This window comes from Actinomadura sp. RB99, assembly GCF_014706005.1.
Lineage (GTDB): Bacteria > Actinomycetota > Actinomycetes > Streptosporangiales > Streptosporangiaceae > Spirillospora.
Genome location: NZ_JABMCA010000105.1, coordinates 1 through 25,403 on the forward strand (window position 1 = coordinate 1; position 25,403 = coordinate 25,403).

A 25,403-nucleotide genomic window follows, 5' to 3' on the forward strand; every position below is an offset into this window, starting at 1 on the left:
CACCACCCCCGAAGAGATGGCACGGGGCGACCCGGCCGAACCGGCCAGGTCGATAAAGGCACTGGCTTTTAACACGCTGTTGAGTTCTCAAGAAACGGACACCCACCGCGCCGGACCCGCTTCCGCGAGCCCCGCTCCGGGGCAACCCTTCTAACTTACCGGAACTTTCGCTCCTGTCAACCGGCTCATCCGAGTCGATCTTCAGGAAGCCCGGCCCGCCTCCCGCGTGCCATCGCAGGCGATGAAGATCGCCTGTGTCTGATCTTGCGGAAGAGTCCCCGGGGCCGGCCACCTTGCGGCGTCCTGCATCCCCTCTCGGGCCGTCCACTCCAGAGTACCTCGATCCGAAGCGGGCTTCGAACCGTTTTTTCCGGGTGGCTTCCCCTGGGGCCGTCCGCCTGCCGGCGTCCCGCATCCCCTTGGGGCAGGAAGAACATTAGGCAGGCGCGCACCGTCCGTCAAATCGGCGCGGCCACCCGCCGGACACTCCTCGGCCGCACGCCGGAAACCCCCAGGTCACGCGGGTTCGCGGCGGTCGGCGTCAGTGACGCGTCAGCGGGAGGTCAGCGTCCGAGCCGCGATGTACGCGCCGTATCAGGGCCCTCCTGGACGCTCGGTGATGTCGAACACGAGTGACTGAGAGAGGCCGACCGATGGACTATGTGATCCAGGCCGAGGGCCTGCGGAAGAGGTTCGGGGATACCCACGCCTTGGACGGGGTGGACGTCGCGGCGAAGCGCGGGACGGTGCTCGGCGTGCTGGGCCCCAACGGAGCCGGCAAGACGACCGCCGTGCGGATCCTCGCGACGCTGTTGAGGCCCGACGCCGGCCACGCCTCGGTGAACGGATACGACGTGGTCAAGGACGCGGTCCGGGTGCGCGCGATGATCGGGCTGACCGGGCAGTACGCGTCCGTGGACGAGGAGCTGACCGGCACCGAGAACCTGGTAATGATCGCGCGGCTGCTCGACTTCGGGCGGGCCGACGCGAAGGCGCGGGCGCGCGAGCTGCTGGCCCGTTTCCGGCTCACCGACGCGGGGACCCGCGCCGTGAAGACCTACTCGGGCGGCATGCGCCGGCGGCTGGACCTGGCGGCGAGCCTGATCAACCGTCCGGAGGTCATCTTCCTGGACGAGCCGACGACGGGCCTGGACCCGCGGGCGCGCAACGAGGTCTGGGACACCGTCCGCGAGGTGGTCGCCGACGGCGCGACCGTGCTGCTGACGACGCAGCAGCTGGACGAGGCCGACGCGCTCGCCGACCGGATCGTGGTGTTCGAGCACGGCCGGGTGATCGCGGAGGGGACGTCGGACGACCTGAAGTCGCGGATCGGCCGCCAGACCCTCGCGGTCCGCGCGACCGAGACGTTCCGGACCGCGCAGCTGACCGCGATCGTGGCGGAGCTGACCGGTGAGCGGCCCGAGGTGCAGGAGGCGACGGGCCTGGTCACGGCGCCGGTGCAGGACCCGAAGCTGCTGCCCGCGCTGGTCCGGCGGCTGGACGAGGCGTCCATCGTGGCGGCGGAGCTGTCGCTGCGGCTGCCGAGCCTCGACGAGGTCTTCCTCACACTCACCGGGCACCTCGCCGAGGAGCGGCCCGCCGACCTGATCTCCGAGGGGAGCCTGGCATGACCACGATGACCGTCGACGCGCCCGTCTCGTCCGAGCCGCCTGCGCGGATCAGCCCGAGCAGGACGCTGCGGCACGGGCTGACGCTGGCGTGGCGCAACATCTCGCAGTTGAAGCATTCGCCGGAGAAGCTGCTGGACACGACGCTGATGCCGATCGTGTTCCTGCTGCTGTTCCTGTACGTGTTCGGCGGGGCGCTCGCCGGCAACACCCACGCCTACCTGCAGCAGCTGCTCCCGGGGCTGGTGGCGCAGATGGCGATGTTCGCCACGATGGGGCTGGGGACGGCGCTGAACGAGGACATCCACAAGGGGGTGTTCGACCGGTTCCGGAGCCTGCCGATCGCGCGGTCGGCGCCGCTGATCGGGTCGGTGCTCGGGGACACGGTGCGGTTCCTGACCGTGATGGTGGTACTGGTGGGCTTCGGGTCGATCCTGGGGTTCCGCTTCCACACCGACCCGCTGTCGGTGCTGGGCGCGTTCGCGCTGGCGTACGTGTTCTACCTGGCGGTGTGCTGGATCTCGGTGCTGGTCGGGCTGGTGGCGCCGTCCCCGGAGACGGTGCAGGGCCTGGCGTTCATCTGGGTGATGCCGCTGACGTTCGGCAGCAGCATCCTGGTGCCGAACACCTCGACGATGCCGGGCTGGCTGGAGGCGTGGACGAAGGTGAACCCGGTCACGCACCTCGCGGACTCGGTGCGGGCGCTGACCGTGGGCGGGCCGGTCGGCAACCACGTCTGGTACACGCTGGCGTGGGCGGCGGGGATCGTGGTGGTCACATTCCCGCTGGCCATGCGGATGTACTCGCGCCGCACCTGAGCGGGGCGTCGAGATCAGCGCGCGCCGGGGACGCCGGCCCGGAAGCGGAGTGCCGGGTCGGCGTCCTTCGCCGCGTCCACCGCGTAGAGCATGTCGATGCCGGCCTTGAGGTAGGGGTACTCGGCCGCGAGGTAGGCCAGCTCGTACGGTCCGGCGGGCAGGCCGCAGCGGGCCAGCATGGCGGCCACCTCTGCGGTCGGGTCGGCGGCGCCGGGTCCGGTGGGGACGGTCTCGGTCATCGGTCGTCTCCTGGGGCGGCGGCGAGGGCGGGGACGCGGAGGTGCCAGTCGGTGACGCCCTGGTAGGCGTCGGCGGCGCGCAGGACGCCGGCCTCGCCGAACGCGGGGCCTGCGAGCTGGAGGGACAGCGGCATCCCGGCGGCGGTCGCGCCCATGGGTGCGGCGAGGACGGGGTTGCCGACGCAGTCCCAGTACGGGGTGAAGAAGAACCGGGACGTGGCGTCCACATTGATGGTCCCGGCGGCGTCGGTGATGTCGTCGTAGCGCGGGGCGCCGATGCCGAGCGTCGGCGCGGCGACGAGGTCGACGTCCTCGAAGAGGCGGGCGAGCGCCTGCTGGGCGACGCGGCGGACGCGCTGCGCCTGGACGTAGTCGGCGCCGGTGGCGAGGGCGCCGCGGGCGAGCGCGAGGCGGGTGGACGGGGCGTAGCCGTCCCAGCGGGCGGCGAGGTCGGCGCGGTGGTAGGCGAGGGCCTCGGCGCCCATCGTGACGTAGTTCGCGGTGATCGTCTCGGCCCAGTACGGCAGCGTCACCTCGACGAGCGTCGCGCCGAGTCCGGCGAGGACGCGGAGCGCCTCGTCGAACGCGGGCGCCAGGGCGGGGTCGGCGTCGTCGGGGAAGTGGTTCTCGCGGACGACGCCGACGCGCACGCCGTCGAGGGTGCCGCCGAACTGCGGCGCGGTGTACGGGACGTCGGCCGAGTCGGGGTCGGCGGGGTCGGGCCCGGCGATGGCGGCGAGGACGGCGGCGCAGTCGCGGGCGCTGCGGGCGAGCGGCCCGACGTGGTCGAGGCTGTAGCCGAGGGGGACGACGCCGGACTTCGGCACGCGGCCGAACGTGGGCATCAGCCCGGTGACGCCGCAGAACCCGGCCGGGATGCGGATGCTGCCGGCGGTGTCGGTGCCGAGCCCGGCGAAGAACAGGCCGGCGGCGACGCCGCCGGCGGTGCCGGAGCTGGAGCCGCCGGGCCAGGCGGCGGTGTCCCACGGGTTGCGCGGGACCGGGAACGGCCCGGACGGGTCGGGCATCCCGCACGCGAACTCCATGGTGCTGAGCTTCCCGGTGATCACCGCTCCGGCGGCCTTGAGCCGGGCGACGACGGGCGCGTCGCGTCCGGCGCCCCACCCCGGGTCGAGGACGGTGCTCTGCGCGGTGGTGGGGCCCTCGGCCATCGCGATGACGTCCTTGACGCCGAACGGGACGCCGTGCAGCGGCCCCCGGTCGGTGCCGGCGGCGAGCTCCCGGTCCGCCTGCTCGGCGCGGGCCACCGCGTACTCATCGAAGCGGGCGAGGTAGGTGCCGAGGGCGCCGTCGAGCCGGTCGGCGGCGGCGAGGGCGTCCTCGGTGAGGCGGACGCTCGTCACGTCGCCGGCGCGCAGCGCCGCGGCGGCCTCGGTCAGGGTCAGCGGTGTCGGCACGGGCGGGACGCTATGCGGCGTGGGTCACACCGCGCCGGTCCGGTCCCGGTCAGCGGAAGGAGCGGGACCGCCCGGCGGGCGTCCCTGGTCAGGCTGGCGGCGTCCCAGGTCAGGCGGGCGAGCGTCCCCGGTCAGGCCGACGCGATGAGCCCGGCGGCCTGCGCGAAGAGGGCGTCGCGGGTGACGCCACGGCCGCGCTCGTACGCCTCCTCGAAGGCGGCGGCACCGATCTCGCGCTTCACCGCGGGCTCGACGCGGCGGACCTCGTGCGAGCCCTCGTGGTGGAAGCCGAGCAGGCCGTGGGCGGTGCCGAGCAGCTCCGCGGCCCGGACGTGGTGGCCGCGCGCCGCCGCGAGCGCCGCGACGCCCTCCAGCAGCGACGCGAGCAGCGGGTTCCCGTTGATCCAGTCGTCGCCGAGGTCGTCCCAGGCGCGGGTGTGCCATGCGGCGGCCTCGTCGAGGTCGCCCTCCTCCTCGGCGAGGCAGCCGAGCCGGCAGTAGGTGAGGCGCACCTCCCGGGCGAAGTCGGGGCGGTGGCGGCGCGGCTCGACCCACTTGTAGGCGCGGTCGGCGTAGACGCGGGCGGTCTCCATGTCGCCCTCCCACAGCGCCAGCTCGCACTGCAGGAGCAGCGCGGACGCGGCGTCCGCGAACTCGCCGACCCGCTCCATCGACGCCGCCGCGGTCTTCAGGTCGCGGCGCGCCTGCTCCATGTCGCCGAGCGTCGCGCGCACGCGGGCGAGGCCGGTGAGCATCCCGGCGCTCGCCTCGGGGCTGAGGCCCTCGCGGGCGTAGTCGAGCGCCTCCTCGCCGTACCGGATCGCCTCGGCGAGCTCCCCCCGGCCGACGGCGACCTGCATCAGGCCGCCGAGCGCCATGATCAGCCCCCAGCGGTCGCCGAGCTCGCGGAACGCGGCGCAGGACTCGGCGAGCTCGCCGGCGGCGCGGCCGATCTCGCCGGAGTTCAGCGAGATGTACCCGAGGATCACCTTCACCATGGCGTGGACCCACGGGTCGGGATGGTCCTCGACGGCCCGCAGCCGCCGCCGGGTGTCCTCCATGTCGCCGGTGAAGATGCTGCCCGCCGGCCTGGCCAGGGCGAGGGCGGGATGGCGCGGGGAGTCCGGGACGAACCGCATCACCCGGTCCAGCGCCGCGTGCAGGGAGTCCTTCGTCGGCCCGTCGGCGGAGGCCATCACGCTGATCAGGTCGCTGGAGATGACGCAGAGCGCGAACTGCTCCTCCATCCCCGGCGGCGGGGCGTCGCCCGCGATCTCGCGGACGGACCGGGCCCAGCCCCCCGCCTCCAACTCCATGTCGCGCATCATCCAGAACCACACCAGCGACGCCAGGAGCCGCAGCGCCATCGGCACGTCGCGGACGGCGGTCAGGTGCCGGAACGCCGCGCTGCAGTTGTCGCGCTCGGCGGCCAGCCGCGCAGTCCAGTAGAGCTGGTTCGCGCGGCGCAACTCGGGCTCGGCGCGCTCGGCGAGGTCGACGCAGTACGCGGCGTGCTCGGAGCGGACGCGGGCGGTCTCGCCCGCCTCGTCCAGCTTCTCCGCCGCGTACACGCGGACGGTCTCCAGCAGCCGGTAGCGGACGTCGGCGTCGCCGTCCGCCATCACCAGCGACTTGTCGATCAGCGCGGCGATCACGTCGATGACGTCGTCGGGGTGGGGCGCGTCGGGCGCGTCCAGGCCGCACACCCGCACCGCGCTCTCGGGCGTCGCGCCGCCCGCGAACACCGACAGCCGGCGCAGCACGGTGCGCTCCACGCCGTCGAGCAGGTCCCAGCTCCAGTCGACGACGGCGCGCAGCGTCCGGTGCCGGGGCAGGGCGGTGCGGCTGCCGGCGGTGAGGAGCCGGAACCGGTCGCCGAGCCGGTCGGCGACCTGCCCGGGGGTGAGCGCGCGGAGCCGGGCGGCGGCCAGCTCGATGGCGAGCGGGATGCCGTCGAGGGCGCGGCAGATCGCCACGATGTCGCCGACGGTCTCGGCGTCGACCGCGAAGCCGGGCCGCACCGCCGCGGCCCGGTCGGCGAACAGCCGGATCGCCGCGTACCCGAGCGCCTCCGCCGGTTCGGGCTCGCTCTCCTCGGGCGGCAGCGGCAGCGACGGGACGGGGCACAGCGACTCGCCGGTGATGCCGAGCGGCTCGCGGCTCGTCGCGAGGATCCGGACGGCCGGAGCGTGGGCGAGCATGTGGCCGGCGAGTTCCGCGACCGCGTCGACGAGGTGCTCGCAGTTGTCGAAGACGACGAGCATCCGCTTGCCGGTGAGGAAGTCGGTGAGCCGTTCGAGGGGGCGCGGGACGGTCCGGGTCTCGCCCTTGCGGACGGTCTCGGGCACGCCGAGCGCGACGAGCACGGTCTGCAGGAGGTCGCCGGGGTCGCTGACCGGGGCGAGCGCGACGAACCACACGCCGTCCGGCATGTCGTCCAGGAACGCGGCGGCGGTCTCCCCCGCCAGCCGCGTCTTGCCCGCGCCGCCCGGCCCGGTCAGGGTGACGAGCCGGGTCTCGCGCAGCAGCTTGCCGACCCGCCGCGACTCCTCCTCGCGCCCAACGAAGCTGGTGAGCTGCGCCGGGAGGTTCGTCCGCGCGGGTCCCGGCGCCGGTGGAGGCAGAGGGGGCGGGGGCGGTGCCGTGGGTGCGGGCGGTCCCGCCGCGACCGGTTCGCGGCGCAGGATCGACAGGTGGACGGCGGCCAGTTCCGGGGACGGGTCCACACCGAGCCGGTCGGCGAGCGCGCGCCGCGTCTCCTCGTAGACCTCCAGGGCGTCGGCCTGCCGCCCCGCCGCGTACAGCGCGCGCATGAGCTGGCCGCGGAGCCGCTCGCGGAGCGGGTGCGCGGCGGCCAGCGGTTCCAGGTCCGCGACGGGCGGGACGGGCCGTCCCGCGGCGACCTCCGCGTCCACCCAGTCCTCGACGGCGGCGAGGCGCAGCTCGTCCAGCCGGCCGATCGCCGGGAGGGCGTGGTCGGCGTCGGCGGCGTCCGCCAGCGCGGGACCGCGCCACAGGTCCAGCGCGCGGCGCAGGCCGTCCGCGCGGCGGTCGGGGTCGCTCTCCTTCCGCGCGGCGGCGACGGCGCGCTCGAACGCGACCGCGTCGACCTCGCCGGGGTCGATCCCGAGCCGGTAGCCGCCGGGGCCGTGCTCGACCAGGTCGCGTCCCGCGACGCCCCGCAGCCGCGACACCAGCGCCTGGAGCGCGTTGCCGCCGCCGGCGGGCGGCGCGCCGTCCCACAGGTCGTCGAGCAGCCGGTCGGCGGACACGGGACGTCCCGCCTCGGCCGCCAGCCGGATCAGCAGCGCGCGCAGCCGCGGGCCGCTGACCTCGACGGGTCGCGCGGCCTCGTCCCGCACGGACAGCGGGCCCAGGATGCCGATGCGCACATGTCCCCTTTCCGGGTGCCATTGTCCCCGATAAGGAGACCCATCCCACCCGCCGTCCATGTGTGGACGGTGTGCACCGGGTAGTCACCTTGTATGCCCAGAGCACAGATCAAGGACGAGAAGAAGTACCAGAAGCTCCGTGACAAGGGCGAGAGCAAGGAGAAGGCCGCGCGGATCGCCAACGCGTCCGCGGGCCAGGGCAGCAAGAAGGTCGGCCGCAAGGGCGGCGAGAGCCCCTCGTACGACGACTGGACGAAGGACGACCTCATGAAGCGCGCCCGCGAGATCGGCATCGAGGGCCGCTCGTCGATGAGCAAGTCCCAACTCATCAAGGCGCTGCGCGACCACTGATGGAACTGGTCTTCGTACTGGACTGCGCGGACCCCGACGCGCTCGCCGGCTTCTGGGCCGCCGCGCTCGGCTACGAGCGCGGCGGCTACGACCCCCCGTACGTCGCCCTCACCGACCCCCGCGGCGAGAAGCCCCGGCTGCTGCTGCAGCGCGTGCCCGAGCCGAAGGTCGCCAAGAACCGCATGCATCCGGATCTGCGGGTCGCCGACATGGACGCCGAGGTCGCCCGCGTGAAGGGGCTCGGCGCGACCGTCGTGCGCGGGCCGTTCGTCGACGACGGGTGGCCGACCACGGTCTGCGCCGACCCCGAGGGCAACGAGTTCTGCGTGATAGCCCCGCCCGGAGAGGAACAGGCATGAGCACCGTCGTCGACACGGCGCGCAAGCAGAAGGAGAAGTACGCCGGGGAGGCCGACCGGCCGCTCGGCTCCTACCTCGGCACGCTCGCCGTCTACGGCGTGACCACCGCCGCGATGGCGCTGCTGGCGTGGCGGCGGCGCGGCCGGACCCCCGGCGTCGGCCTCGGCGACCTCGCGCTGATGACGATCACCACGCACAAGCTGTCCCGGCTGATCGCCAAGGACCCGGTGACGAGCCCGCTGCGCGCGCCGTTCACCCGCTACTCCGGGACGTCCGGCCCCGCCGAGCTCGCCGAGGAGGCCCGCGGCCACGGCGTCCGGCACGCCGTCGGGGAGCTGATCACCTGCCCGTTCTGCACCGGGCAGTGGGTCGCGACGGCCTACGCGGCCGGGCTGATCTTCGCCCCGGACGCCACCCGGCTCGCCGGTGCCACGATGACCGCCGTGGCGGGCTCCGACTGGCTCCAGCTGGCCTACGCGCGGCTCCAGCAGTCCGCCGAGGACTGACCCCGCCGGCGACGGCCGACTCCACAATCGCCACATTCTTGACGTTTGCCCCAGCGGAATCGGGTACGGCGACCCTATGGAGCTGTCATTCCTCAAGACGCTGTACCAGCACCCGGGCCCCTACGTGTCGGTGTACGCCGACCTCACCCGGACGACCGAGGACGCGTCCAAGGCCGCCGAGCTGCGGTGGCGGGCGCTGCGCGCGGAACTGGAGGCCCAGCACGCCCCCAAGGCCACGCTCCGCGCCGTCGAGCGGACCATCGACGAGGAGATGGCGGAGCGCCGTTCCGAGGGCCTGGTGGTCTTCGCCGCCGACGGCGAGGTGCTGCACACCGACCGGCTCCCCGGCCCGCCGCGGTCCACGCACGCGTGCGTCGCCCCGCTCCCCCACGTCGTGCCCTACCTCGCCGACCGCGGTGACCAGTTCCCGCACCTGACCGCCATCGTGGACCGCCGCGGCGGCACCATCGACTGCGTCCACGCCGACGGCCGCCGCGAGCACATCGAGGTCCAAGGGGACGAGGACTACCCGATCCGCAAGGTAAAGGCCGGGGACTGGAACCAGTCGCGCTTCCAGCGCTCGTCGGAGAACGTCTGGAAGGCCAACGCCAAGAAGGTCGCCCACAAGATCGACCGGGTCGCGGAGCGCTGCGGCGCCGAGGCCGTGCTCATCGCCGGCGACACCCGCGCTCGCACCGCCGTCCTGGACGAGATCTCCGAACCCGTCCTGGAGCGCACGGTCGAGGTCGACAAGAACGCCGGCGCCGGGCACCCCGACCTCCGGGCGGAGCTGGACCGCGTCCTCAAGCTGAAGACGACCGAACGCGTCATGGCCGTCGCGGAGCGCTTCGACCGCGAGCTCGCCAACGGGCAGCGCGCCGTCGCGGGCCTCCCGGCGACCGTCCAGGCCGTCCGGCAAGGCCAGGTGGAGACGCTCATCCTGGACGACGACCCGGAGTCCCCGGCCCGCCTGTGGATCGGCCCCGATCCGGCCCAGGTGGCCGCCGACCCCGACGAGCTCCGCACCGAGTTCGGCGTCGACGACCCCACGCCGGAGCGCGCCGACGCCGCCCTCGTCCGGGCGCTCACCGCCACGGACGGCGACCTGGTCGTCCTCCCGGCCGACGGCCCGAACGCGAACCTGCACGTCGGCGCCGTCCTCCGCTACACGGCGTAGGCATGAAAAAAGGAGCGGGCGGACCCGCTCCTTGCTTCGCGTGGAGCTATGGGGATTCGAACCCCAGACCTCCTCCATGCCATGGAGGCGCGCTACCAACTGCGCCATAGCCCCGTGCTTCGGGGAAAAGCTTAGTGCACGTTGGGAGCACTTCGGACGCCGCGGGCCACGGAGGACGTCCTCCGTGGCCCGCGGTGGGGTCACTGCTTGGCCGACTTGAACACGGACCAGCGGTCGTTGACCGTCGGGACGTGCACGGTGAGGCTTTTCGGCCACTCGACCGGCAGGCCGAGGAGGTTGTACTCCTGGGTGTTCCGCGGGGTCTCGGCGGCGGGCCGGGCCGCGTTGTCGGCGGGCGGCCGCTTGGCGTTGCCGGTCGCGGGCGCCTGAGCGGTGCCCGCCGCGGGCTCCTTGGCCTTGCCGGCGGTGTTCGCCGAGCACAGGATCTTGCCCAGGTCCGGGGTGTTCGGGAGCAGCTTCAGCTCCGACAGGACGCGGACGGCGCGGGCGCAGTCGCCGTTGTCGGCGGGCGTCGAGGTGGTCGTCGTGGTGGTCGCAGGGCCGGGCGGCGGCGCCTCCTGCGCCGACGCGGGGGCCGCGACGGCCACGACCGAGGCCGCCGCCAGCACGGCGGGCAGCAGCCCTCTTCCGGAGATCCGGCTTCGCATAGGTACAACCCTCATCTCGATCACATCGCCACTACGCGACGTGTTCCCGCGTGATCGAGTCGGCGAAGCGCGGCCCGGCGAAAGGTAGCCGCCGCCATGGCCAAGGCTTTGCGCTCAGCGGGCCGCGGGCATCGCCGGGGTACCGGCGCAGCACCTCAATTCCAAGAGAAGCCCCCACGGCGCCCGCATCCCGCCCAACGTGGGTAGATCACCGCGAAGGGTCCGCACTCCGGCATGTCAGGTCCATCCGAGCCGGTCGCCGACCTCGTCGGGGGCGTATCCGCGCCGTCCGCCCTCGCCGATCCACACCATCCCGTCGGCCTCCGTCACGATGCCGACGGCGTGCTCCTGCGGCATCCGCGGTTCGATCGCCAGCCGGACCTCCAGCCGCGGATCGAACCGGCGCAGCTCGTTGATGAGGTCGGCCACGGTGACCTCGCGCTTCGCTCCCCTGCGGTGTCTGCCCATACCTCGAATGAAACCATCCCGGCCGGACCGCCCAGGACATTCGTCCCACTATGTCCGTTTGATCTTTACCGAGCCCGCCGGAGCCGCAGGGGGCGTGGGGGCGAAGCCCCCACATCGGGGGGCTCGGGGGGTCGTCCCCCCGATAAACACAGCGGGCCACCGGGAAGGCGCCCGAAGGACGCCGAACACGGTGGCCCGACTCGTGGAGCTATGGGGATTCGAACCCCAGACCTCCTCCATGCCATGGAGGCGCGCTACCAACTGCGCCATAGCCCCGCGCGACTGCGTGGACGTTCATCCCGCAGCGCTCCGCCAGTGTATAGGACACCGGGGCTGGGTCTCGAATCGTTTGGGTCTCAGGCTCCGTTGTCGGTCCGGTCGTCGCCGAGGACGGGTTCGGGGAGGGTGCCCGCGTTGTGCTCGGCGAGGCGCCACCCTCCGTCCCGCATCTCGGTGATGACGGACCAGCAGCAGTTGGACAGGCCGCCGAGGCGCTCCCAGGTCTCCTCCGGGAGGCCCAGGAGGTGGGACATGCCGAGGCGCAGGGCGGCGCCGTGGGACGCCACGACGAGCCTGCCGGTGGGCGGCAGCTCGTCCAGGGCGCGTTCGAGGGCGGCGCCGACCCGCTTGGCGACCTGCGCGCTGGTCTCGCCGCCGGGCGGCTGCCAGGCGGCGTGCTCCTCGGGGTAGCGTTCGCGGATCTCGCGGGCGGTGAGGCCCTCCCAGGCGCCGCCGTCGCGCTCGATCAGGTCCTTGTCGTACTGGACGGGGAGCCCGGTGATGTCGGCGAGCGCCTGGGCCGTGTCGGCGGCCCTGCGCAGCGGTGAGGCGAGCAGGGCGGTGGGGCGGAGCCCGGCGAGGAGCCGGGCGGCCCTGTGCGCCTGCGCCACGCCCGTCTCGTCCAGGGGGATGTCGGTCTTGCCCTGGAAGCGGCGCTCGACGTTCCAGGCGGTCTGCCCGTGCCGCCACAGCAGCAGGGTGCGCTTGCCCGGCTCGCGGGTCGGGCGGGCGTCACTCACTCGCGCTCCCGACGGCGCGGGCACGCTGCTCCATGTGGGCGTTGACGCTGTCGGGCAGCGCGATCAGGGGGCAGTCCTTCCAGAGCCGTTCGAGGGCGTAGAAGAGCCGGTCCTCCTCGTGCTGGATGTGCACGATGACGTCGGAGTAGTCGAGGAGGACCCAGCGGCCCTCGCGCTCGCCCTCGCGCCGGACGGGCTTGGCGTCGGCCTCCTCGCGGAGGCGCTTTTCGACCTCGTCGACGATGGCGCGGACCTGGCGGTCGTTGGGCGCCGAGCAGAGCACGAAGGCGTCGGTGATGACCAGCTGCTCGCTCACGTCGTAGGCAAGAATGTCGTCGGCCAGCTTGTCGCCCGCCGCCTCCGCGGCGATCCGGACCAGCTGTGCCGCCCTGTCGGATGCGGTCACGATGCGCTCGCGATCCTCCCTGTAGGGGTCGTCTCGGCTAACACCTTCTCATGGGTGGCGGCCGGCGTCCCTGTTCGTTGGTGTTCGGGCTGGTACGGGCGTCCAGTCCCCATTCCAGGGTATGCGGCGCGGCACCCTGATCGTCCGGGCGAAGGTCCAGGTCAGGACGGTCCGGGACGATCTAGGCGGCGTCGGCGCGGTAGAGGTCGCGCTTGTTGATGTACTGGACGATGCCGTCGGGCACGAGGTACCAGATCGGCTCGCCGGAGTGGACGCGCTCGCGGCACTCGGTGGAGGAGATCGACAGCGCCGGAACCTCCATGAGCGAGACTCTGCCGTCGGGCAGTCCCGGGTCGGCGAGGCGGTGCCCGGGCCGGGTGACGCCGACGAAGTGCGCGAGCTCGAACAGCTCCTCGGTGTCGTGCCAGGTGAGCATCTTCTCCAGGGCGTCGGCGCCGGTGATGAAGAACAGCTCGGCGTCGGGGCCGTGGATCTGCCGCATGTCGCGGAGGGTGTCGACGGTGTAGGTGGGTCCGGGCCGGTCGATGTCGACGCGGCTGACCGAGAACGCCGGGTTGGACGCGGTGGCGATGACGGCCATGAGGTAGCGGTCCTCGGCGGCGGCGACCTTGCGGCCCTCCTTGTGGGAGGACAGGCCGGTGGGGACGAACACGACCTCGTCGAGCGAGTAGAAGTGGGCGACCTCGCTGGCGGCGACGAGGTGCCCGTGGTGGATCGGGTCGAACGTGCCGCCCATGATCCCCAACCGCCGCTTTTGCGTCATGGCGACGAGAATAGCCAGCCGGGGCGGGGCCCGGAACGTCCGCCCCGGCCGAAGCTCAGCTCAGCCCGGGCAGGGGCGGCCGGCCGCCGTCCCAGGACACGACGCGGACGGCCTTGCCGACCTCCACCCGCGGGACCGTCCCGCCGGGAAGGGCGACGACCTCGGCGGTGAGCCCGAGCGCCTCGTGCAGCGCGTGGACGAGGGGTTCGCGCGGGTCGCCGGAGATCGCCTCGCACGCCACGAGCAGCCGGACGGCGGGACTGCGCCGGTCCACGACGATCTGGTAATGGGGGCCGACCAGCCCGGAGCCGAGCAGCACCCGCTCGACCTCGCTCGGGTACACGTTGACCCCGCGGACCACGATCATGTCGTCGGCGCGCCCGATGACCTTGCTCATCCGGACGAGGGTCCGGCCGCAGGGGCACTCCCCGCGGGTGAGCGAGGCGATGTCGCCGGTGCGGTAGCGCAGCAGCGGCAGCGCCTGCTTCGTCGGCGTGGTGAACACGAGCTCGCCGGGCGTGCCGTCCTCGACGGGCTCGCCGGTGGACGGGTCGACGGCCTCGACGATGAAGTGGTCCTCGTTGACGTGCAGGCCGTCCTGCTGGAGGCACTCGGCGGCGACGCCGGGCCCGATGACCTCGGAGAGCCCGTAGACGTCCATCGCCTTGATCGGCAGGACGGCCTCGATCGCCGCGCGCAGCTCCTCGGACCACGGTTCGGCGCCGAACAGGCCGGCCTTCAGCGCCGGCAGCTCGACGCCGGCCTCGGCGACGGCCTCACCGAGCCGCAGCGCGTACGCGGGAGTGCAGGTCAGGATGTCGGGGCGCAGGTCGGCGAGCATGCGGACCTGCCGGTCGGTCATGCCGCCCGACATCGGCACGACGGTCGCGCCGAGCGCGACGGCGCCCTGGTGGATGCCGATGCCGCCGGTGAACAGCCCGTACCCGTAGGCGTTGTGCACGATGCTGCCCGGCTCCGCGCCGGCGCACGCCAGCGACCGCGCGCACATCGCCGCCCAGAGGTCGAGGTCGGCCTTGGTGTAGGCGACGAGCGTCGGCCGCCCGCGCGTCCCGCTGGACCCGTGCACGGCGGCGACCTGGTCGCGCGGCACGCTGAGCATCCCGAACGGGTAGCCGTCCCAGAGGTCCTGCTTGGTGGTGAACGGGAGGCCGCTCAGGTCGGCGAGCGTCACGTCGGCGCCGCCCGCGACGCCGGCCTCCTTGAGCCGGTCGCCCTGCACGCCGCCGGCCGCGACGAGCCGGTCGACCAGCCCCCAGAGCCGGTGCCGCTGCAGCGCGGACCGCTCGTCAATCGACATCGCCTCGGCTCTGGGATCGAACATCGCGCCTCCCGGGCAGGCCACAGCCGGACGCGGGCTCCGCACCGGGGAACCCTCCGCCGAAGTGGTTCGTCGGAACTACCATGCCAGACATGACGGAGAACACACCGGATCGGGCACGGACGCGCTTTCCCGGGATCAGTTCCCGGGCCTACGAACACCCGGCGGACCGTTCGGCGCTCGTCGCGCTGCGCTCGCTGTCCGGGTTCGACGTCGTCCTGCGCAAGCTGTCGGGGCTGGTCAACGAGCGGTCGCTGCGGCTGATGTTCCTCGGCGGGACGGTCCGCGTCGGGGACGACCAGTTCCACCACCTGAACGACATGGTGCGCGACGCCTGCTACATCCTCGACATGCCCGAGGTGCCGGAGGTCTACGTCCGGCAGGACCCGACGCCGAACGCGATGGCGCTGGGGTCCGACCACCCGTTCATCGTGGTGAACACCGGACTGCTCGACCTGCTCGACGACGAGGAACTGCGGTTCGTCATCGGGCACGAGGTCGGGCACATCCTGTCCGGGCACGCGGTGTACCAGACGATGATGCAGATCCTGCTGCAGCTCGGGTCGCGGCTGGCGTGGCTGCCGCTCGGCAACATCGGCATCGCGGCGATCATCATCGGGCTGCGCGAGTGGTTCCGGAAGGCGGAGCTGTCGTCGGACCGGGCCGGGCTGCTGGCCGGCCAGGACCTGGACGCGGCGAAGCGGGTCAACATGAAGCTGGCCGGCGGGACGCGGCTGCACGAGATGAGCAGCGAGGCGTTCCTGCAGCAGGCCCGCGAGTACGACGCGGCCGGCGACGTGCGGGACGGGCTGCTGAAGTTCCTGAACCTGCTCGGGCAGTCGCACCCGTTCGCCGTCATCCGGTTCGCGGAGATCGACCGGTGGGCGCGCAGCGGCGAGTACGAGCGGATCCTCGCGGGCGACTACCCGCGCCGCGACGACGACGGCAGCGCCTCGGTCACCGACGAGATCAAGAACGCCGCGAAGTCCTACCGGGACTCGTGGGAGCGGACCGCGGACCCGTTCGTCGGCAAGGTCCGCGACATGGCGGACGCGGCGGCGAGCGCGGCGGGCGGGCTGTTCGACCGGATCAACCGCCGCAACGACTCCTGACGTAGTCAGGCCGGGGGGCGTGGGGGGTCGTCCCCCCTCGAGAGGAACGACTCCTGACGTAGGCAGGCCGCGGGAAATACAGGCCGCGGGAAGGCCAGGGCCGCCGTGACACGGACACGGCGGCCCTTTCCGTGCGTCAGAACGGTGCGGGGACGAGGAGTTCGACGTTGCGGTCGGCGGCCTCGCCGCGGCGGTGCTCGGCGCGCTCCTGCCAGTCGTTGCCCGCCAGCTCGCGCGACAGCGACGCCAGGTGGACGGGGTCGGCGAGCCGCCCGCCGTAGGAGGCGGGGCCGGCGGAGTCCAGGACCGTCGCGAAGACCGACAGGGTGCCGTCGCGGTTGTCGGCGATCTCGACGATGCGGCTCTGCTGCGGGAAGTCGATGTGCGCGGCGGTGTTGACCTCCCAGAACCCGCCGCCGGAGGTGCGGGCGTGCGGGATGACCTGGTTGCGGTGCGTGTGCCCGTTCACCCACAGCACGACGTTCGGGTAGCGGAGCAGCAGCGCCTCCACGTCGTCGCCGAGGACGCGCCCGCCGCCGAGCGGGTTCGTCAGCGAGGCGATGGGATGGTGGCTGAACAGGACGAACAGCCGGTCCTTCGCGGCGTGGCGCACGGTGGAGCCGTCGGCGGCGAGATAACGGCCGCTGCCCGCCTTGAGCTGGGCTTCCAGCCATGCGACCTGCGCCTTGTCGAGCGAGCCCTCGGAGTAGCCGTTCGGGTTGACGGTGTCGAGGACGAGCCCGCGGACGATGCCGCGGTCGAAGGCGTAGTAGGCGGTGCCGTCGCGGAGGTTCGCCTGGGTGAAGCCGTGGCCGCGCAGCGATGCCGTCGTCCGGAAGTGCTCGGCGACGACCTCGGCGCGCGACAGCATCCGCCGGTCGGGGTCGGGGGTGACCTGGCGGAACAGGCCGCCGGCGCCGCCGCGCTCGCGGCTGAGCCGGACGAGTTCGGCGGCGTCGGCCTTCTCCAGCATGCGGGCGAGGCGCTCCGCCTGCGCGTCGTCCGCCGGGGCGCCGATCTTGATGCCGCCGGTGGCGAGGCCGGAGACGATCGGGTTGACGGGCAGGTTGCCCTGGACGAGGCCGTCGTGGTTGCCGAACGCGGCGAGCCACGGCATGGTCAGGCCGGTCGCCTGGAACGGGCGGCGCGCGGCGTCGATCAGGCCCCTGACGCGCGGGAACCCGTACTTCGCCATGGGGATGTCGGGCTGCGCGCCGGGCGGCGGGCCGTCGGGGTGCCAGAAGGCGCGGTCGTAGGACGCGAGGTCCATGACGCCCTCGTAGCGGTCCGGGTCGCCGGAGTCGGGGCGGATCCGGCCGCCGTCGAGCAGGTCGATGATCCAGCGCAGCTCGTTGTACTGGACGTTGTCGGCGGCGTCGCCGGTGTTGATGGTGAACGACAGGCCGAGGCCGGTGGCGGGCCCGCGGCCGACCGTGTTGATCGCCCGGACCATCGCCTCGGCGACCTGGGTGGTGAGGATCTCCTGCGGCCGGTAGGCGCCCTCGACGGGCAGCATGCCGGCGGCGTCCTTGAGCCGGTCGGCGAACTCGACGCGCGCCGGGGACTGCGCGTCGATGATGTGCACGTCGGTGAGCTGCCCGAACGCCAGGACGCCGCGCCGGGTCGCGGCCCGCTTCGAGGAGGCGGTGCCGCCGAGGTCGCGGCGGAGCAGGTGCGGTTCGCCCGGCCCGGCGGTGACGGGCCGGTAGCCGCCGGCGCCCGCCTTCCCGAGCAGGTACGTCCGGTCGAGGGTGGTGCCGGCGGCGGGGCCGCGCAGCGGGGCCGCCGCCGCGGCGGCGGGGCGGGCGGGGAACGCGGCGAGTCCGGTGGTGGCGATCCCCGCGCCGAGCGCGGCGCCCTTCAGGACGCGGCGACGGCTGATCTCAGGATTCACAGCCGCATCAGACCATGCCGAGCAACGTGACATCAAGGGTCACAGTGTCACAATTCCGCCGGAGCCATCGGTTCGGGCGCGTCCGGCGGCCCCGGCGGACCCGCGGCTCAGCCGCGCAGGTGCCCCTCGCCCGTGACGACGTACTTGGTGGACGTCAGCTCCGGCAGCCCCATCGGCCCGCGCGCGTGCAGCTTCTGCGTCGAGATGCCGATCTCCGCGCCGAACCCGAACTCCTCGCCGTCGGTGAACCGCGTCGAGGCGTTCACCATCACCGCGGCCGAGTCGACCAGCGCGACGAACCGCTTCGCGGCCGGCTGCGACGTCGTCACGATCGCCTCGGTGTGGCCCGACCCGTACGTGCGGATGTGCGCGACGGCGTCCTCCAGCGAGTCGACGACGCGGCCCGCGATGTCCAGCGACAGGTACTCGGCGTACCAGTCGTCCTCGGTCGCCTCCACCACGTCGTCGCCGTACGAGCGGATCCGCTCGTCGCCGTGGACCGTGACCCCGGCCTGCTTCAGCGCTTCAAGCGCGCGCGGGACGAACGCGTCGGCGATGTCAGCGTGCACCAGGAACGTCTCCGCGGCGTTGCACACCGACGGACGCTGCGTCTTGGCGTTCAGCAGGATGTCGACGGCCATGTCCACGTCGGCGGCCGCGTCCACGTACACGGCGCAGTTCCCGACGCCCGTCTCGATGACGGGGACGGTCGACTCCTCCACCACCGAGTTGATCAGCGAGGCGCCACCGCGCGGGATCAGCACGTCCACCAGCCCGCGCGCCCGCATCAGGTGCTTCACCGACTCGCGGGACGTGCCCGGGACGAGCTGCACCGCGTCCCCCGGCACCTCCGTCCCCGCCAGCGCCGCCTGCATCACCTGGACCAGCACGGTGTTGGAGTCGTGCGCCGACGACGAGCCGCGCAGCATCGCCACGTTCCCGCTCTTCAGGCAGAGCGCGGCGGCGTCCACGGTCACGTTCGGTCGGCCCTCGTAGATGATCCCGACGACGCCGAGCGGCACCCGGACCTGCCGCAGCTCCAGCCCGTTCGGCAGCACGCTCCCGCGCACCGACTCCCCCACCGGGTCGGGCAGCGCCGCGACCTCGCGCACCGCGTCGGCGATCCCGGCGATGCGGCCCTCGTCCAGGCTCAGCCGGTCGATCATGTACTCGGACGTGCCGTTCTCGCGGGCCCGCGCGACGTCCGACGCGTTCGCCTTGACGATCTCGGGGGCCGCCGCGACCAGCGCGTCCGCGATCGCGCGCAGCGCCGCGTCCTTCGCCGCACGCGGCAGCGGCGCCAGCCCCGCCGCCGCCTCCCGGGCGCGCCGCGCCACCATCAGGAACTGCTCGCGCTCGCTCATCGCGAACTCCTCACTGCCGTGTCAGGACCACCAGGTGGTCGCGGTGGATGATCTCGCGCTCGTACTCGGCGCCCAGCTCGCGCGCCAGCCAGCGGGTCGAGCGGCCCATCAGCTCGGGGATCTCGGACGCGTCGTAGTGCACCAGCCCGCGCGCCACGACCCGCCCCTCCGGGTCGCACAGGTCGACGGGGTCGCCCGCGGCGAAGTCGCCCTCGACGCCCGTCACCCCGGCGGGCAGCAGCGACTTGCGGCGCCGCACCACCGCGTCCACGGCGCCCGCGTCCAGCGTGACGCGGCCCTGGCCGGTGGTCGCGTGCGCGAGCCACAGGTCGCGCGTGGACATCCGGCGGGCGTCCGCCGGGTGGAACAGCGTGCCGACCTCGTCGCCGGCCAGCGCGTGCGCGGCGGACGCCGCGTTCGTCAGCACGACCGGGACGCCCGCGATCCGCGCCGCCTCGACCTTGGTGACCATCCCGCCGGTGCCGACCCGCCCGGACCCGCCGAGCTCGACCTCCGCGAGGTCCGCCGGGCCGCGCACGTCGGCGATGCGGCGGACGCCGGGACGCCGCGGATCGCCGGTGTAGAGCGCGTCGACGTCCGACAGCAGGACGACCGCGTCCGCGCGGGTCAGATGCGCGACGAGCGCGGCGAGCCGGTCGTTGTCGCCGAACCGGATCTCGTCGGTCGCGACGGTGTCGTTCTCGTTCACGATCGGCAGGATCCCGAGCGTGATCAGCTGCTCCAGGGTGCGCTGCGCGTTGCGGTGGTGCGACCGGCGGATCATGTCGTCCGCGGTCAGCAGCACCTGCCCGACCGTCACCCCGTACCGGGCGAACGAGGAGGTGTAGCGGGCGAACAGCAGGCCCTGCCCGACGCTCGCCGCCGCCTGCTGCGTCGCGAGGTCGCGCGGCCGCCGGGTCAGCCCGAGCGGGCCGAGGCCCGCCGCGATCGCGCCGGACGACACGAACACGATCTCGGCGCCGTCGGCGCGGCGCGCGGCGAGCACGTCCACCAGCGCGTCGATGCGGTTCGCGTCGATCGTGCCCTGCGGGGTGGTGAGCGACGACGAACCCGCCTTCACCACGATCCGGCGCGCCTTCGCGATCGCCTCGCGCTCGCTCATCGGGCCTCTCTCCTCCGGGGGGTGGGAACCTAGCGGTGGCCGTCCAGGCGGCGGTCGGTGCCGCGCGGGCCCGCCGCGACCTCGCCGGCGACGATCTCCGGCTCCCAGTCGAACACGATCGAGTCGTCCGCAGTGCCGATCAGCACGGTCGCGCCGGCGCTCGCGCCCGCGTCGGCCAGCGCCTGCTCCACGCCGAGCCGCGCCAGGCGGTCCGCGAGGTAGCCGACGGCCTCCTCGTTGGCGAAGTCGGTCTGCCGCAGCCACCGCACCGGCTTCGCCCCGGTGATCAGGTAGGTGTTGTCGCCGAGGTCCTTCACCTCGAAGTCGACGTCCCCGCCGACCGGCTCCGGCCGGATCACGATCCGGGTCGGCTCCGCCGGCGGCAGCGACGCCCGGTGCTCCTCGACCATCGCCGCCATCGCGAACGACAGCTCCCGCAGCCCCTCGTGGGACGCCGCGGACACCTCGAACACCTTCAGCCCGCGCGCCTCGAACTCGGGGCGGACCAGCTCGGCGAGGTCGCGGGCGTCCGGCACGTCCACCTTGTTCAGCACGACGATGCGGGGCCGGTCCGACAGGGGCCGGTCGCCGAGGACGCGGTCGTACGCCTGCAGCTCGCGCTCGATGACCTCGAAGTCGCTGACCGGGTCGCGGCCCGGCTCCGGCGTCGCGCAGTCCAGCACGTGCGCGAGCGTCGAGGACCGCTCGATGTGGCGGAGGAACTCCAGGCCGAGGCCGCGGCCCTCGCTGGCGCCCTCGATCAGGCCCGGGACGTCCGCGACGGTGAACGCGGTGTCCCCCGCGCTCACCACTCCGAGGTTCGGGATCAGCGTGGTGAACGGGTAGTCGGCGATCTTCGGCTTGGCCGCCGACAGCGCCGCGATCAGTGACGACTTCCCGGCGCTCGGGAAGCCGACGAGCGCCACGTCCGCGACGCTCTTCAGCTCCAGCACCACGTCGCGCTCCTCGCCCGGCTCGCCGAGCAGCGCGAACCCGGGCGCCTTGCGCTTGGCGGTCGCGAGCGCCGCGTTGCCGAGCCCGCCCTGGCCGCCGCGCGCGATGACGAACCGGGTGCCCTCGCCGACCAGGTCCGCGAGGATCGTGTCGCCCTCCTTGACGACGGTGCCGTCCGGGACGGGCAGCACGACGTCCGCGCCGTCCGCGCCCGTCCGGTGCCCGCCCTGACCGGGACGCCCGTTCGCCGCCTTGCGGTGCGGCCGCCGGTGGTACTCCAGCAGGCTCGCCGCGTTGGAGTCCACGACGAGGACGACGCTGCCGCCGCGCCCGCCGTTCGCCCCGTCCGGGCCGCCCAGCGGCTTGAACTTCTCCCGGTGGATCGACGCGCAGCCGTTGCCGCCGTTCCCCGCGGCGACGTGCAGCACCACCCGGTCGACGAACTGCGCGCCCGAACCCGCTCCAGCGGCCACGGTGGATCCTCCTCGGTGTCGGCCCTCGGACAGGGTGCTCGCCCCATGGACGGGGCGCCCATGAACAGGGCAAAGGGGCGGACCTTCAGCGGTCCGCCCCTTGGAAAACGTCTGATGCAGGCGGACTACTCCGCCGGCGGGACGATGCTCACGGCGTTGCGGCCGCGGTACCGGCCGAACTGCACCGCGCCCGCGACCAGCGCGAACAGCGTGTCGTCGCCGCCGCGCCCGACGCCGGGGCCGGGGTGGAAGTGGGTGCCGCGCTGGCGGACGATGATCTCGCCGGCGTTGACGACCTGGCCGCCGAACCGCTTCACGCCGAGGCGCTGGGCGTTGGAGTCGCGACCGTTACGGCTGGACGATGCGCCCTTCTTGTGTGCCATGTGACCGCTCTCCCTTACTTCCCGGAGTTGATACCGGTGATCTTGACCTCGGTGTACGGCTGACGGTGCCCCATCCGCCGCTTGTAACCGGTCTTGTTCCGGTAGTGCATGATGTTGATCTTCGGGCCCTTGACCGCGCCGAGGATCTCGGCGGTCACCTCGTACCCGGCGAGGTCGGCCGCCTTGCTGACGACGTTGTCGCCGTCCACGACCAGCAGGGCCTGAAGCTTGACGGTCGAGCCGACGTCACCGGCCAGCTTGTCGACGGTCAGCACGTCGTCGACGGCCACCTTCTCCTGCCGGCCGCCTGCGCGGACAATCGCGTACACCGCGGAAACCTCTCGTCTGCGCGCGCTTCCGGACTGAACCGGTCCCACGCGTGGCTTACACCAGCCCCCGGATGAGGGCCTACCCCCGGCACCGGGCCGAGGGCGGCACGCCAGGGCGGAACCCCGGCGCTCTCTGCTGTTCCCCACCGGATCGGCGGGGGGCGCACCGGACGAGCCCCGGACGGGCCTCGCGGTGCTGGTCCGGACGCGCCACAACGCGCGCCGAACCCCAAGTGTACTGCATCCCTTGTGTCCGCCGTGTCGTGCCGGCCCGGCGGACCGCCGGGCCGGCACGGCGTGCGGACTACTCGCTCTCGGCCTGGGCCGTCGCGCGCGGGCGGCGGGTGCGGCGGCGGCGCGGGGCCTCCTCCACGGGCTGCGCGCCCTCCGCGGACTCCGCCGGCTCCGCGGCGGGAGCGGCGCCGTTCGCCTCGGCAGGAGCCGCGCCGTTGGCCTCGGCCGGGGCGGCGCCGTTCGAGGAGACCGCCACCGGCTCGTCGTCGAGGATGCCGGGCGAGGTGCCCTCGACCTCCTCCGCGGCGTCCGCGGCCTCGACCGCCGCCTGCGCCGGCGGCTCCTCGGCGTCGACCTCGGGCGGCGGGCCCGCGGGGCGCTTCGCCGGGCCGGACTTCTTCGGCCGCGACCGGACCGGCTCGGGCCGCGCGGCCTCCGGCTCCTCGGCCGGGGCCGGCTCGGCCGGCTCCTTCTTCGCCTCGTGCTGCGCCAGCTTCTCCTCGACGGCCTTCTCGACCTCGCCCTTGCGCTTGCGGCGGCGGCCCGGCTCCTTGCCGGCGGCCTTGTCCGGCTTCGGCTCGACCGGGGTGAGGTGGACGTGGATGCCGCGGCCGTTGCAGGACTCGCAGGTCTCCGAGAACGCCTCGACCAGGCCCTGGCCGACGCGCTTGCGCGTCATCTGGACCAGCCCGAGCGAGGTCACCTCGGCGACCTGGTGCTTGGTACGGTCCCGCGACAGGCACTCGACGAGGCGGCGGAGCACCAGGTCGCGGTTGCTCTCCAGCACCATGTCGATGAAGTCGATCACGATGATGCCGCCGATGTCGCGCAGCCGGAGCTGGCGGACGATCTCCTCGGCCGCCTCCAGGTTGTTGCGGGTGACGGTCTCCTCGAGGTTGCCGCCCTGCCCGGTGAACTTGCCGGTGTTGACGTCGATGACCGTCATCGCCTCGGTCTTGTCGATCACCAGCGAGCCGCCGGACGGCAGCCACACCTTGCGGTCGAGGGCCTTGGCGATCTGCTCGTCGATCCGGAACGCGCCCAGCACGTCCTGGTCGCCGGTCCAGCGCTCGACGCGGTCGGCGAGGTGCGGCGCGACGTACTCGACGTACTCCGAGACGGTGTCCCAGGCGCCGTCGCCGGAGACGACGAGCTTGGAGAAGTCCTCGTTGAAGATGTCGCGGACGACCCGGATCGTCAGGTCCGGCTCGCCGTACAGCAGCGACGGCGCCGAGGCGGTCTTGACCTTCTTCTGGATGTTCTCCCACTGGGCGGCCAGGCGCGACACGTCGCGGGCCAGCTCCTCCTCGGTGGCGCCCTCCGCGGCGGTGCGGACGATCACGCCCGCGTTCTCCGGCATGACCTTCTTCAGGATCGACTTCAGCCGGCTGCGCTCCTTGTCGGGCAGCTTGCGGCTGATGCCGGTCATCGAGCCGTCCGGCACGTACACCAGGTAGCGGCCGGGCAGCGAGACCTGGCTGGTCAGCCGGGCGCCCTTGTGGCCGAGCGGGTCCTTGGTGACCTGCACGAGCACGGACTGGCCGGACTTCAGCGCCGACTCGATCCGGCGCGGCTGGCCCACCAGGCCCGCGACGTCCCAGTTGACCTCGCCCGCGTACAGCACGGCGTTGCGGCCCTTGCCGATGTCGACGAACGCGGCCTCCATGGAGGGCAGCACGTTCTGCACCTTGCCGAGGTAGACGTTGCCGACGTACGACTGGTGCGTCGCGCGGTTGACGTAGTGCTCGACGAGCACGTCGTCCTCCAGGACGGCGATCTGCGTGCGCTCGCCCGCCTGCCGGACCACCATGACCCGCTCGACGGCCTCGCGGCGCGCCAGGAACTCCGCCTCGGTGATCACCGGCGGGCGGCGGCGGCCCTGCTCGCGGCCCTCGCGGCGGCGCTGCTTCTTGGCCTCCAGCCGGGTCGAGCCGCGCACGGACTGGACCTCGTCCTCCGCGGCGGCGCGCTCCTCGCGGGCGGTGCGCACGTGCACGACGGTGTTCGGCGGGTCGTCGGTGCCGCCGGACTCGCCGTCCGCGCCCGAGCGGCGCCGGCGGCGACGACGGCGACGGCTGCCCTGGGCGCCCTCGCCCTCCTCCTCCTCGCCCTCGGCCTCCTGCTCCGCCTCGGCCTCGGCCTCCGGCTCGGCCTTCTCCTTGTCCTTGCCCTTGGCGGACCTGGACTTGGACTTGGCCTTCGCGGGCTTGGCGGGCTCCTCTTCCTTCGCCTCGGCGGCCTCGTGCTCCTCGGCCTCCTCGGCCTCGTCGCCCTCCTTGCCGCCGCGGCCACGGCCGCGGCCGCCCCTGCGACGGCGGCGGCGCGACGGCCGGTCCTCGGACTCGTCCTCGTCGGAGGGGCCGTGGTCGCCCTCGGCCTCGTCCTCGGCGGCCTCATGGTCGCGATCACGGTCGCGGTCGCGGTCACGGTCGCGGTCGGACGGCTCGGGCTTCGCCTCGTCCTTCTGGCGCGCGGACGGCTCGGCCGTCGGCTGCGGCGGCTGGAAGACGACCATGGGCGGCTGGAACGTCACGCCGGGGACGCCGACGCCGCTGGCGGGCTCGGTCTCCGACACCTGGCCGGCCTCCGGCTCGGCGCCGGCGACGGGAACGGAGGGCACCTCCGGCACGGACGGCACCGGGGGCACCGTCGGGGCCGCGGGCGGCGCGGCGGTCTCGTCCTGGGCGGCCGCGGTACGGCGGCGGGTGCGGGTGCGGGGCGCGGGCTCCGCGGGCTTCTCGGGCTCGGCGGGCGTGCCGGCCGGCTCGGCGGTCTCGGCGGCGGCCGGGGCGGGCTCCTCGGTGATCTCCGGGGAGGTCTCGGCGCCCGTCGGCGGCACCGGCTCGGCGGTCTCGGGGGCCTTCGCGGCGCGGGTGCGGGTGCGGGACCGGGTCGTCTTCTTCGCGGGCGGCGCGGCGGCCTCGGCGGCGGCCTCGGCGGCCGCCTCGGGCTCCGCGGCGGCGGG

General features: G+C 73.5%; 23 protein-coding genes and 2 tRNA genes. 7 read left to right on the forward strand and 18 right to left on the reverse strand.

The annotated features are described in order from the left end of the window. The first annotated feature begins 653 nt into the window (after window positions 1–653). Together amrb99_RS45730 and amrb99_RS45735 are read left to right on the forward strand one after the other, a co-directional pair. Window positions 654–1,631 (forward strand): ATP-binding cassette domain-containing protein, encoded by a 978-nt coding sequence (locus amrb99_RS45730; RefSeq protein ID WP_190868362.1) that lies wholly within the window; start codon window positions 654–656, stop codon window positions 1,629–1,631. Then, window positions 1,628–2,446 carry an ABC transporter permease gene (locus amrb99_RS45735; RefSeq protein WP_190868363.1) on the forward strand — a complete coding sequence of 273 codons (819 nt, stop codon included), beginning with the start codon at window positions 1,628–1,630 and terminating at the stop codon, window positions 2,444–2,446. Before amrb99_RS45730 ends, amrb99_RS45735 begins: the two co-directional genes overlap by 4 nt. Window positions 2,447–2,460: 14 nt before the next feature. Here the strand turns inward: amrb99_RS45735 and amrb99_RS45740 are convergent, their stop codons facing one another. The 3 genes from amrb99_RS45740 to amrb99_RS45750 all read right to left on the reverse strand — a co-directional run bounded on the left by amrb99_RS45740 (window position 2,461) and on the right by amrb99_RS45750 (window position 7,495). Then, the gene (locus amrb99_RS45740; RefSeq protein WP_190868364.1) at window positions 2,461–2,685 is read right to left on the reverse strand and encodes a hypothetical protein; all 225 of its coding nucleotides are present in this window, start codon (window positions 2,683–2,685) and stop codon (window positions 2,461–2,463) included. Then, the gene (locus tag amrb99_RS45745) at window positions 2,682–4,103 is read right to left on the reverse strand and encodes an amidase (RefSeq protein ID WP_347257143.1); all 1,422 of its coding nucleotides are present in this window, start codon (window positions 4,101–4,103) and stop codon (window positions 2,682–2,684) included. The genes amrb99_RS45740 and amrb99_RS45745 overlap by 4 nt, the downstream gene beginning before the upstream one ends. 131 nt (window positions 4,104–4,234) lie before the next feature. Beyond that, window positions 4,235–7,495, reverse strand: coding sequence for a BTAD domain-containing putative transcriptional regulator (locus tag amrb99_RS45750; RefSeq protein WP_190868365.1), 3,261 nt, complete (start codon window positions 7,493–7,495; stop codon window positions 4,235–4,237). Between the two features lie 93 nt (window positions 7,496–7,588). Here amrb99_RS45750 and amrb99_RS45755 point away from each other — a divergent pair, with 93 nt between their 5' ends. The 4 genes from amrb99_RS45755 to amrb99_RS45770 all read left to right on the forward strand — a co-directional run bounded on the left by amrb99_RS45755 (window position 7,589) and on the right by amrb99_RS45770 (window position 9,888). Further along, window positions 7,589–7,846: a Rho termination factor gene (locus tag amrb99_RS45755; protein WP_190868366.1), complete on the forward strand. Its 258-nt coding sequence runs from the start codon at window positions 7,589–7,591 to the stop codon at window positions 7,844–7,846. Then, window positions 7,846–8,205 (forward strand): VOC family protein, encoded by a 360-nt coding sequence (locus tag amrb99_RS45760; RefSeq protein ID WP_190868367.1) that lies wholly within the window; start codon window positions 7,846–7,848, stop codon window positions 8,203–8,205. The genes amrb99_RS45755 and amrb99_RS45760 overlap by 1 nt, the downstream gene beginning before the upstream one ends. After that, the gene (locus amrb99_RS45765; RefSeq protein WP_190868368.1) at window positions 8,202–8,711 is read left to right on the forward strand and encodes a DUF1360 domain-containing protein; all 510 of its coding nucleotides are present in this window, start codon (window positions 8,202–8,204) and stop codon (window positions 8,709–8,711) included. The genes amrb99_RS45760 and amrb99_RS45765 overlap by 4 nt, the downstream gene beginning before the upstream one ends. 76 nt (window positions 8,712–8,787) lie before the next feature. Next, the gene (locus amrb99_RS45770) at window positions 8,788–9,888 is read left to right on the forward strand and encodes a Vms1/Ankzf1 family peptidyl-tRNA hydrolase (RefSeq protein WP_190868369.1); all 1,101 of its coding nucleotides are present in this window, start codon (window positions 8,788–8,790) and stop codon (window positions 9,886–9,888) included. A 41-nt stretch (window positions 9,889–9,929) separates the two neighbouring features. Here the strand turns inward: amrb99_RS45770 and amrb99_RS45775 are convergent. From amrb99_RS45775 to amrb99_RS45810, 8 genes are all read right to left on the reverse strand, one after another. Continuing rightward, window positions 9,930–10,002: transfer RNA gene (locus tag amrb99_RS45775), tRNA-Ala, on the reverse strand. 86 nt (window positions 10,003–10,088) lie between these two features. Continuing rightward, on the reverse strand, window positions 10,089–10,556 hold the full coding sequence (locus tag amrb99_RS45780; RefSeq protein WP_190868370.1) for a hypothetical protein: 468 nt from the start codon (window positions 10,554–10,556) through the stop codon (window positions 10,089–10,091). Between the two features lie 237 nt (window positions 10,557–10,793). Beyond that, window positions 10,794–11,024 carry a hypothetical protein gene (locus amrb99_RS45785; protein WP_190868371.1) on the reverse strand — a complete coding sequence of 77 codons (231 nt, stop codon included), beginning with the start codon at window positions 11,022–11,024 and terminating at the stop codon, window positions 10,794–10,796. A gap of 203 nt (window positions 11,025–11,227) precedes the next feature. Beyond that, window positions 11,228–11,300 (reverse strand) — tRNA-Ala (locus tag amrb99_RS45790). An 80-nt stretch (window positions 11,301–11,380) separates the two neighbouring features. Next, on the reverse strand, window positions 11,381–12,043 hold the full coding sequence (locus amrb99_RS45795; RefSeq protein ID WP_190868372.1) for a histidine phosphatase family protein: 663 nt from the start codon (window positions 12,041–12,043) through the stop codon (window positions 11,381–11,383). Then, window positions 12,036–12,449, reverse strand: a complete 414-nt coding sequence (gene rsfS, locus amrb99_RS45800) for a ribosome silencing factor (RefSeq protein ID WP_190868373.1) — start codon at window positions 12,447–12,449, stop codon at window positions 12,036–12,038. The genes amrb99_RS45795 and rsfS overlap by 8 nt, the downstream gene beginning before the upstream one ends. Before the next feature lie 181 nt (window positions 12,450–12,630). Continuing rightward, complete coding sequence (nadD, locus tag amrb99_RS45805) at window positions 12,631–13,233, reverse strand: nicotinate-nucleotide adenylyltransferase (RefSeq protein ID WP_190868374.1); 603 nt, start codon at window positions 13,231–13,233, stop codon at window positions 12,631–12,633. A 55-nt stretch (window positions 13,234–13,288) separates the two neighbouring features. Next, window positions 13,289–14,575, reverse strand: coding sequence for a phenylacetate--CoA ligase (locus amrb99_RS45810; protein WP_206700372.1), 1,287 nt, complete (start codon window positions 14,573–14,575; stop codon window positions 13,289–13,291). Between the two features lie 89 nt (window positions 14,576–14,664). On the opposite strand from amrb99_RS45810, the gene amrb99_RS45815 reads away from it, so the two are divergent. Further along, entirely contained in the window at window positions 14,665–15,684 is a 1,020-nt protein-coding gene (locus tag amrb99_RS45815) for a M48 family metallopeptidase (protein ID WP_190868375.1), read from the forward strand. Between the two features lie 136 nt (window positions 15,685–15,820). On the opposite strand, the gene amrb99_RS45820 is transcribed toward amrb99_RS45815, so the two are convergent. The 7 genes from amrb99_RS45820 to amrb99_RS45850 form a co-directional block, all read right to left on the reverse strand. Beyond that, window positions 15,821–17,578: a TIGR03767 family metallophosphoesterase gene (locus amrb99_RS45820; protein WP_347257144.1), complete on the reverse strand. Its 1,758-nt coding sequence runs from the start codon at window positions 17,576–17,578 to the stop codon at window positions 15,821–15,823. A gap of 107 nt (window positions 17,579–17,685) precedes the next feature. Continuing rightward, window positions 17,686–18,942 carry a glutamate-5-semialdehyde dehydrogenase gene (locus amrb99_RS45825; RefSeq protein WP_190868377.1) on the reverse strand — a complete coding sequence of 419 codons (1,257 nt, stop codon included), beginning with the start codon at window positions 18,940–18,942 and terminating at the stop codon, window positions 17,686–17,688. 10 nt (window positions 18,943–18,952) lie between these two features. Further along, the gene (proB, locus tag amrb99_RS45830) at window positions 18,953–20,065 is read right to left on the reverse strand and encodes a glutamate 5-kinase (protein WP_190868378.1); all 1,113 of its coding nucleotides are present in this window, start codon (window positions 20,063–20,065) and stop codon (window positions 18,953–18,955) included. A gap of 29 nt (window positions 20,066–20,094) precedes the next feature. Further along, on the reverse strand, window positions 20,095–21,492 hold the full coding sequence (obgE, locus tag amrb99_RS45835) for a GTPase ObgE (RefSeq protein ID WP_190868379.1): 1,398 nt from the start codon (window positions 21,490–21,492) through the stop codon (window positions 20,095–20,097). A 125-nt stretch (window positions 21,493–21,617) separates the two neighbouring features. Further along, window positions 21,618–21,875 carry a 50S ribosomal protein L27 gene (gene rpmA, locus amrb99_RS45840; protein WP_151544591.1) on the reverse strand — a complete coding sequence of 86 codons (258 nt, stop codon included), beginning with the start codon at window positions 21,873–21,875 and terminating at the stop codon, window positions 21,618–21,620. 14 nt (window positions 21,876–21,889) lie between these two features. Next, the gene (rplU, locus tag amrb99_RS52055; protein WP_190868380.1) at window positions 21,890–22,204 is read right to left on the reverse strand and encodes a 50S ribosomal protein L21; all 315 of its coding nucleotides are present in this window, start codon (window positions 22,202–22,204) and stop codon (window positions 21,890–21,892) included. Window positions 22,205–22,508: 304 nt separating this feature from the next. Next, window positions 22,509–25,403 (reverse strand): Rne/Rng family ribonuclease (locus tag amrb99_RS45850; protein ID WP_190868381.1); only part of this gene is annotated, 2,895 nt, incomplete at its 5' end.

What these genes read in the sequence shown, in the direction of transcription:
- amrb99_RS45765 (WP_190868368.1), top strand. Translation starts at nt 8,202, where the DNA reads ATGAGCACCGTCGTCGACACGGCGCGCAAGCAGAAGGAGAAGTACGCC.
- proB (WP_190868378.1), bottom strand. Translation starts at nt 20,065, where the DNA reads ATGAGCGAGCGCGAGGCGATCGCGAAGGCGCGCCGGATCGTGGTGAAG.
- amrb99_RS45810 (WP_206700372.1), bottom strand. Translation starts at nt 14,575, where the DNA reads ATGTTCGATCCCAGAGCCGAGGCGATGTCGATTGACGAGCGGTCCGCG.
- amrb99_RS45770 (WP_190868369.1), top strand. Translation starts at nt 8,788, where the DNA reads ATGGAGCTGTCATTCCTCAAGACGCTGTACCAGCACCCGGGCCCCTAC.
- rpmA (WP_151544591.1), bottom strand. Translation starts at nt 21,875, where the DNA reads ATGGCACACAAGAAGGGCGCATCGTCCAGCCGTAACGGTCGCGACTCC.
- amrb99_RS45740 (WP_190868364.1), bottom strand. Translation starts at nt 2,685, where the DNA reads ATGACCGAGACCGTCCCCACCGGACCCGGCGCCGCCGACCCGACCGCA.
- nadD (WP_190868374.1), bottom strand. Translation starts at nt 13,233, where the DNA reads ATGACGCAAAAGCGGCGGTTGGGGATCATGGGCGGCACGTTCGACCCG.
- amrb99_RS45755 (WP_190868366.1), top strand. Translation starts at nt 7,589, where the DNA reads ATGCCCAGAGCACAGATCAAGGACGAGAAGAAGTACCAGAAGCTCCGT.
- amrb99_RS45760 (WP_190868367.1), top strand. Translation starts at nt 7,846, where the DNA reads ATGGAACTGGTCTTCGTACTGGACTGCGCGGACCCCGACGCGCTCGCC.
- amrb99_RS45780 (WP_190868370.1), bottom strand. Translation starts at nt 10,556, where the DNA reads ATGCGAAGCCGGATCTCCGGAAGAGGGCTGCTGCCCGCCGTGCTGGCG.
- amrb99_RS45735 (WP_190868363.1), top strand. Translation starts at nt 1,628, where the DNA reads ATGACCACGATGACCGTCGACGCGCCCGTCTCGTCCGAGCCGCCTGCG.
- amrb99_RS45815 (WP_190868375.1), top strand. Translation starts at nt 14,665, where the DNA reads ATGACGGAGAACACACCGGATCGGGCACGGACGCGCTTTCCCGGGATC.
- amrb99_RS45785 (WP_190868371.1), bottom strand. Translation starts at nt 11,024, where the DNA reads ATGGGCAGACACCGCAGGGGAGCGAAGCGCGAGGTCACCGTGGCCGAC.
- amrb99_RS45825 (WP_190868377.1), bottom strand. Translation starts at nt 18,942, where the DNA reads ATGAGCGAGCGCGAGCAGTTCCTGATGGTGGCGCGGCGCGCCCGGGAG.
- amrb99_RS45730 (WP_190868362.1), top strand. Translation starts at nt 654, where the DNA reads ATGGACTATGTGATCCAGGCCGAGGGCCTGCGGAAGAGGTTCGGGGAT.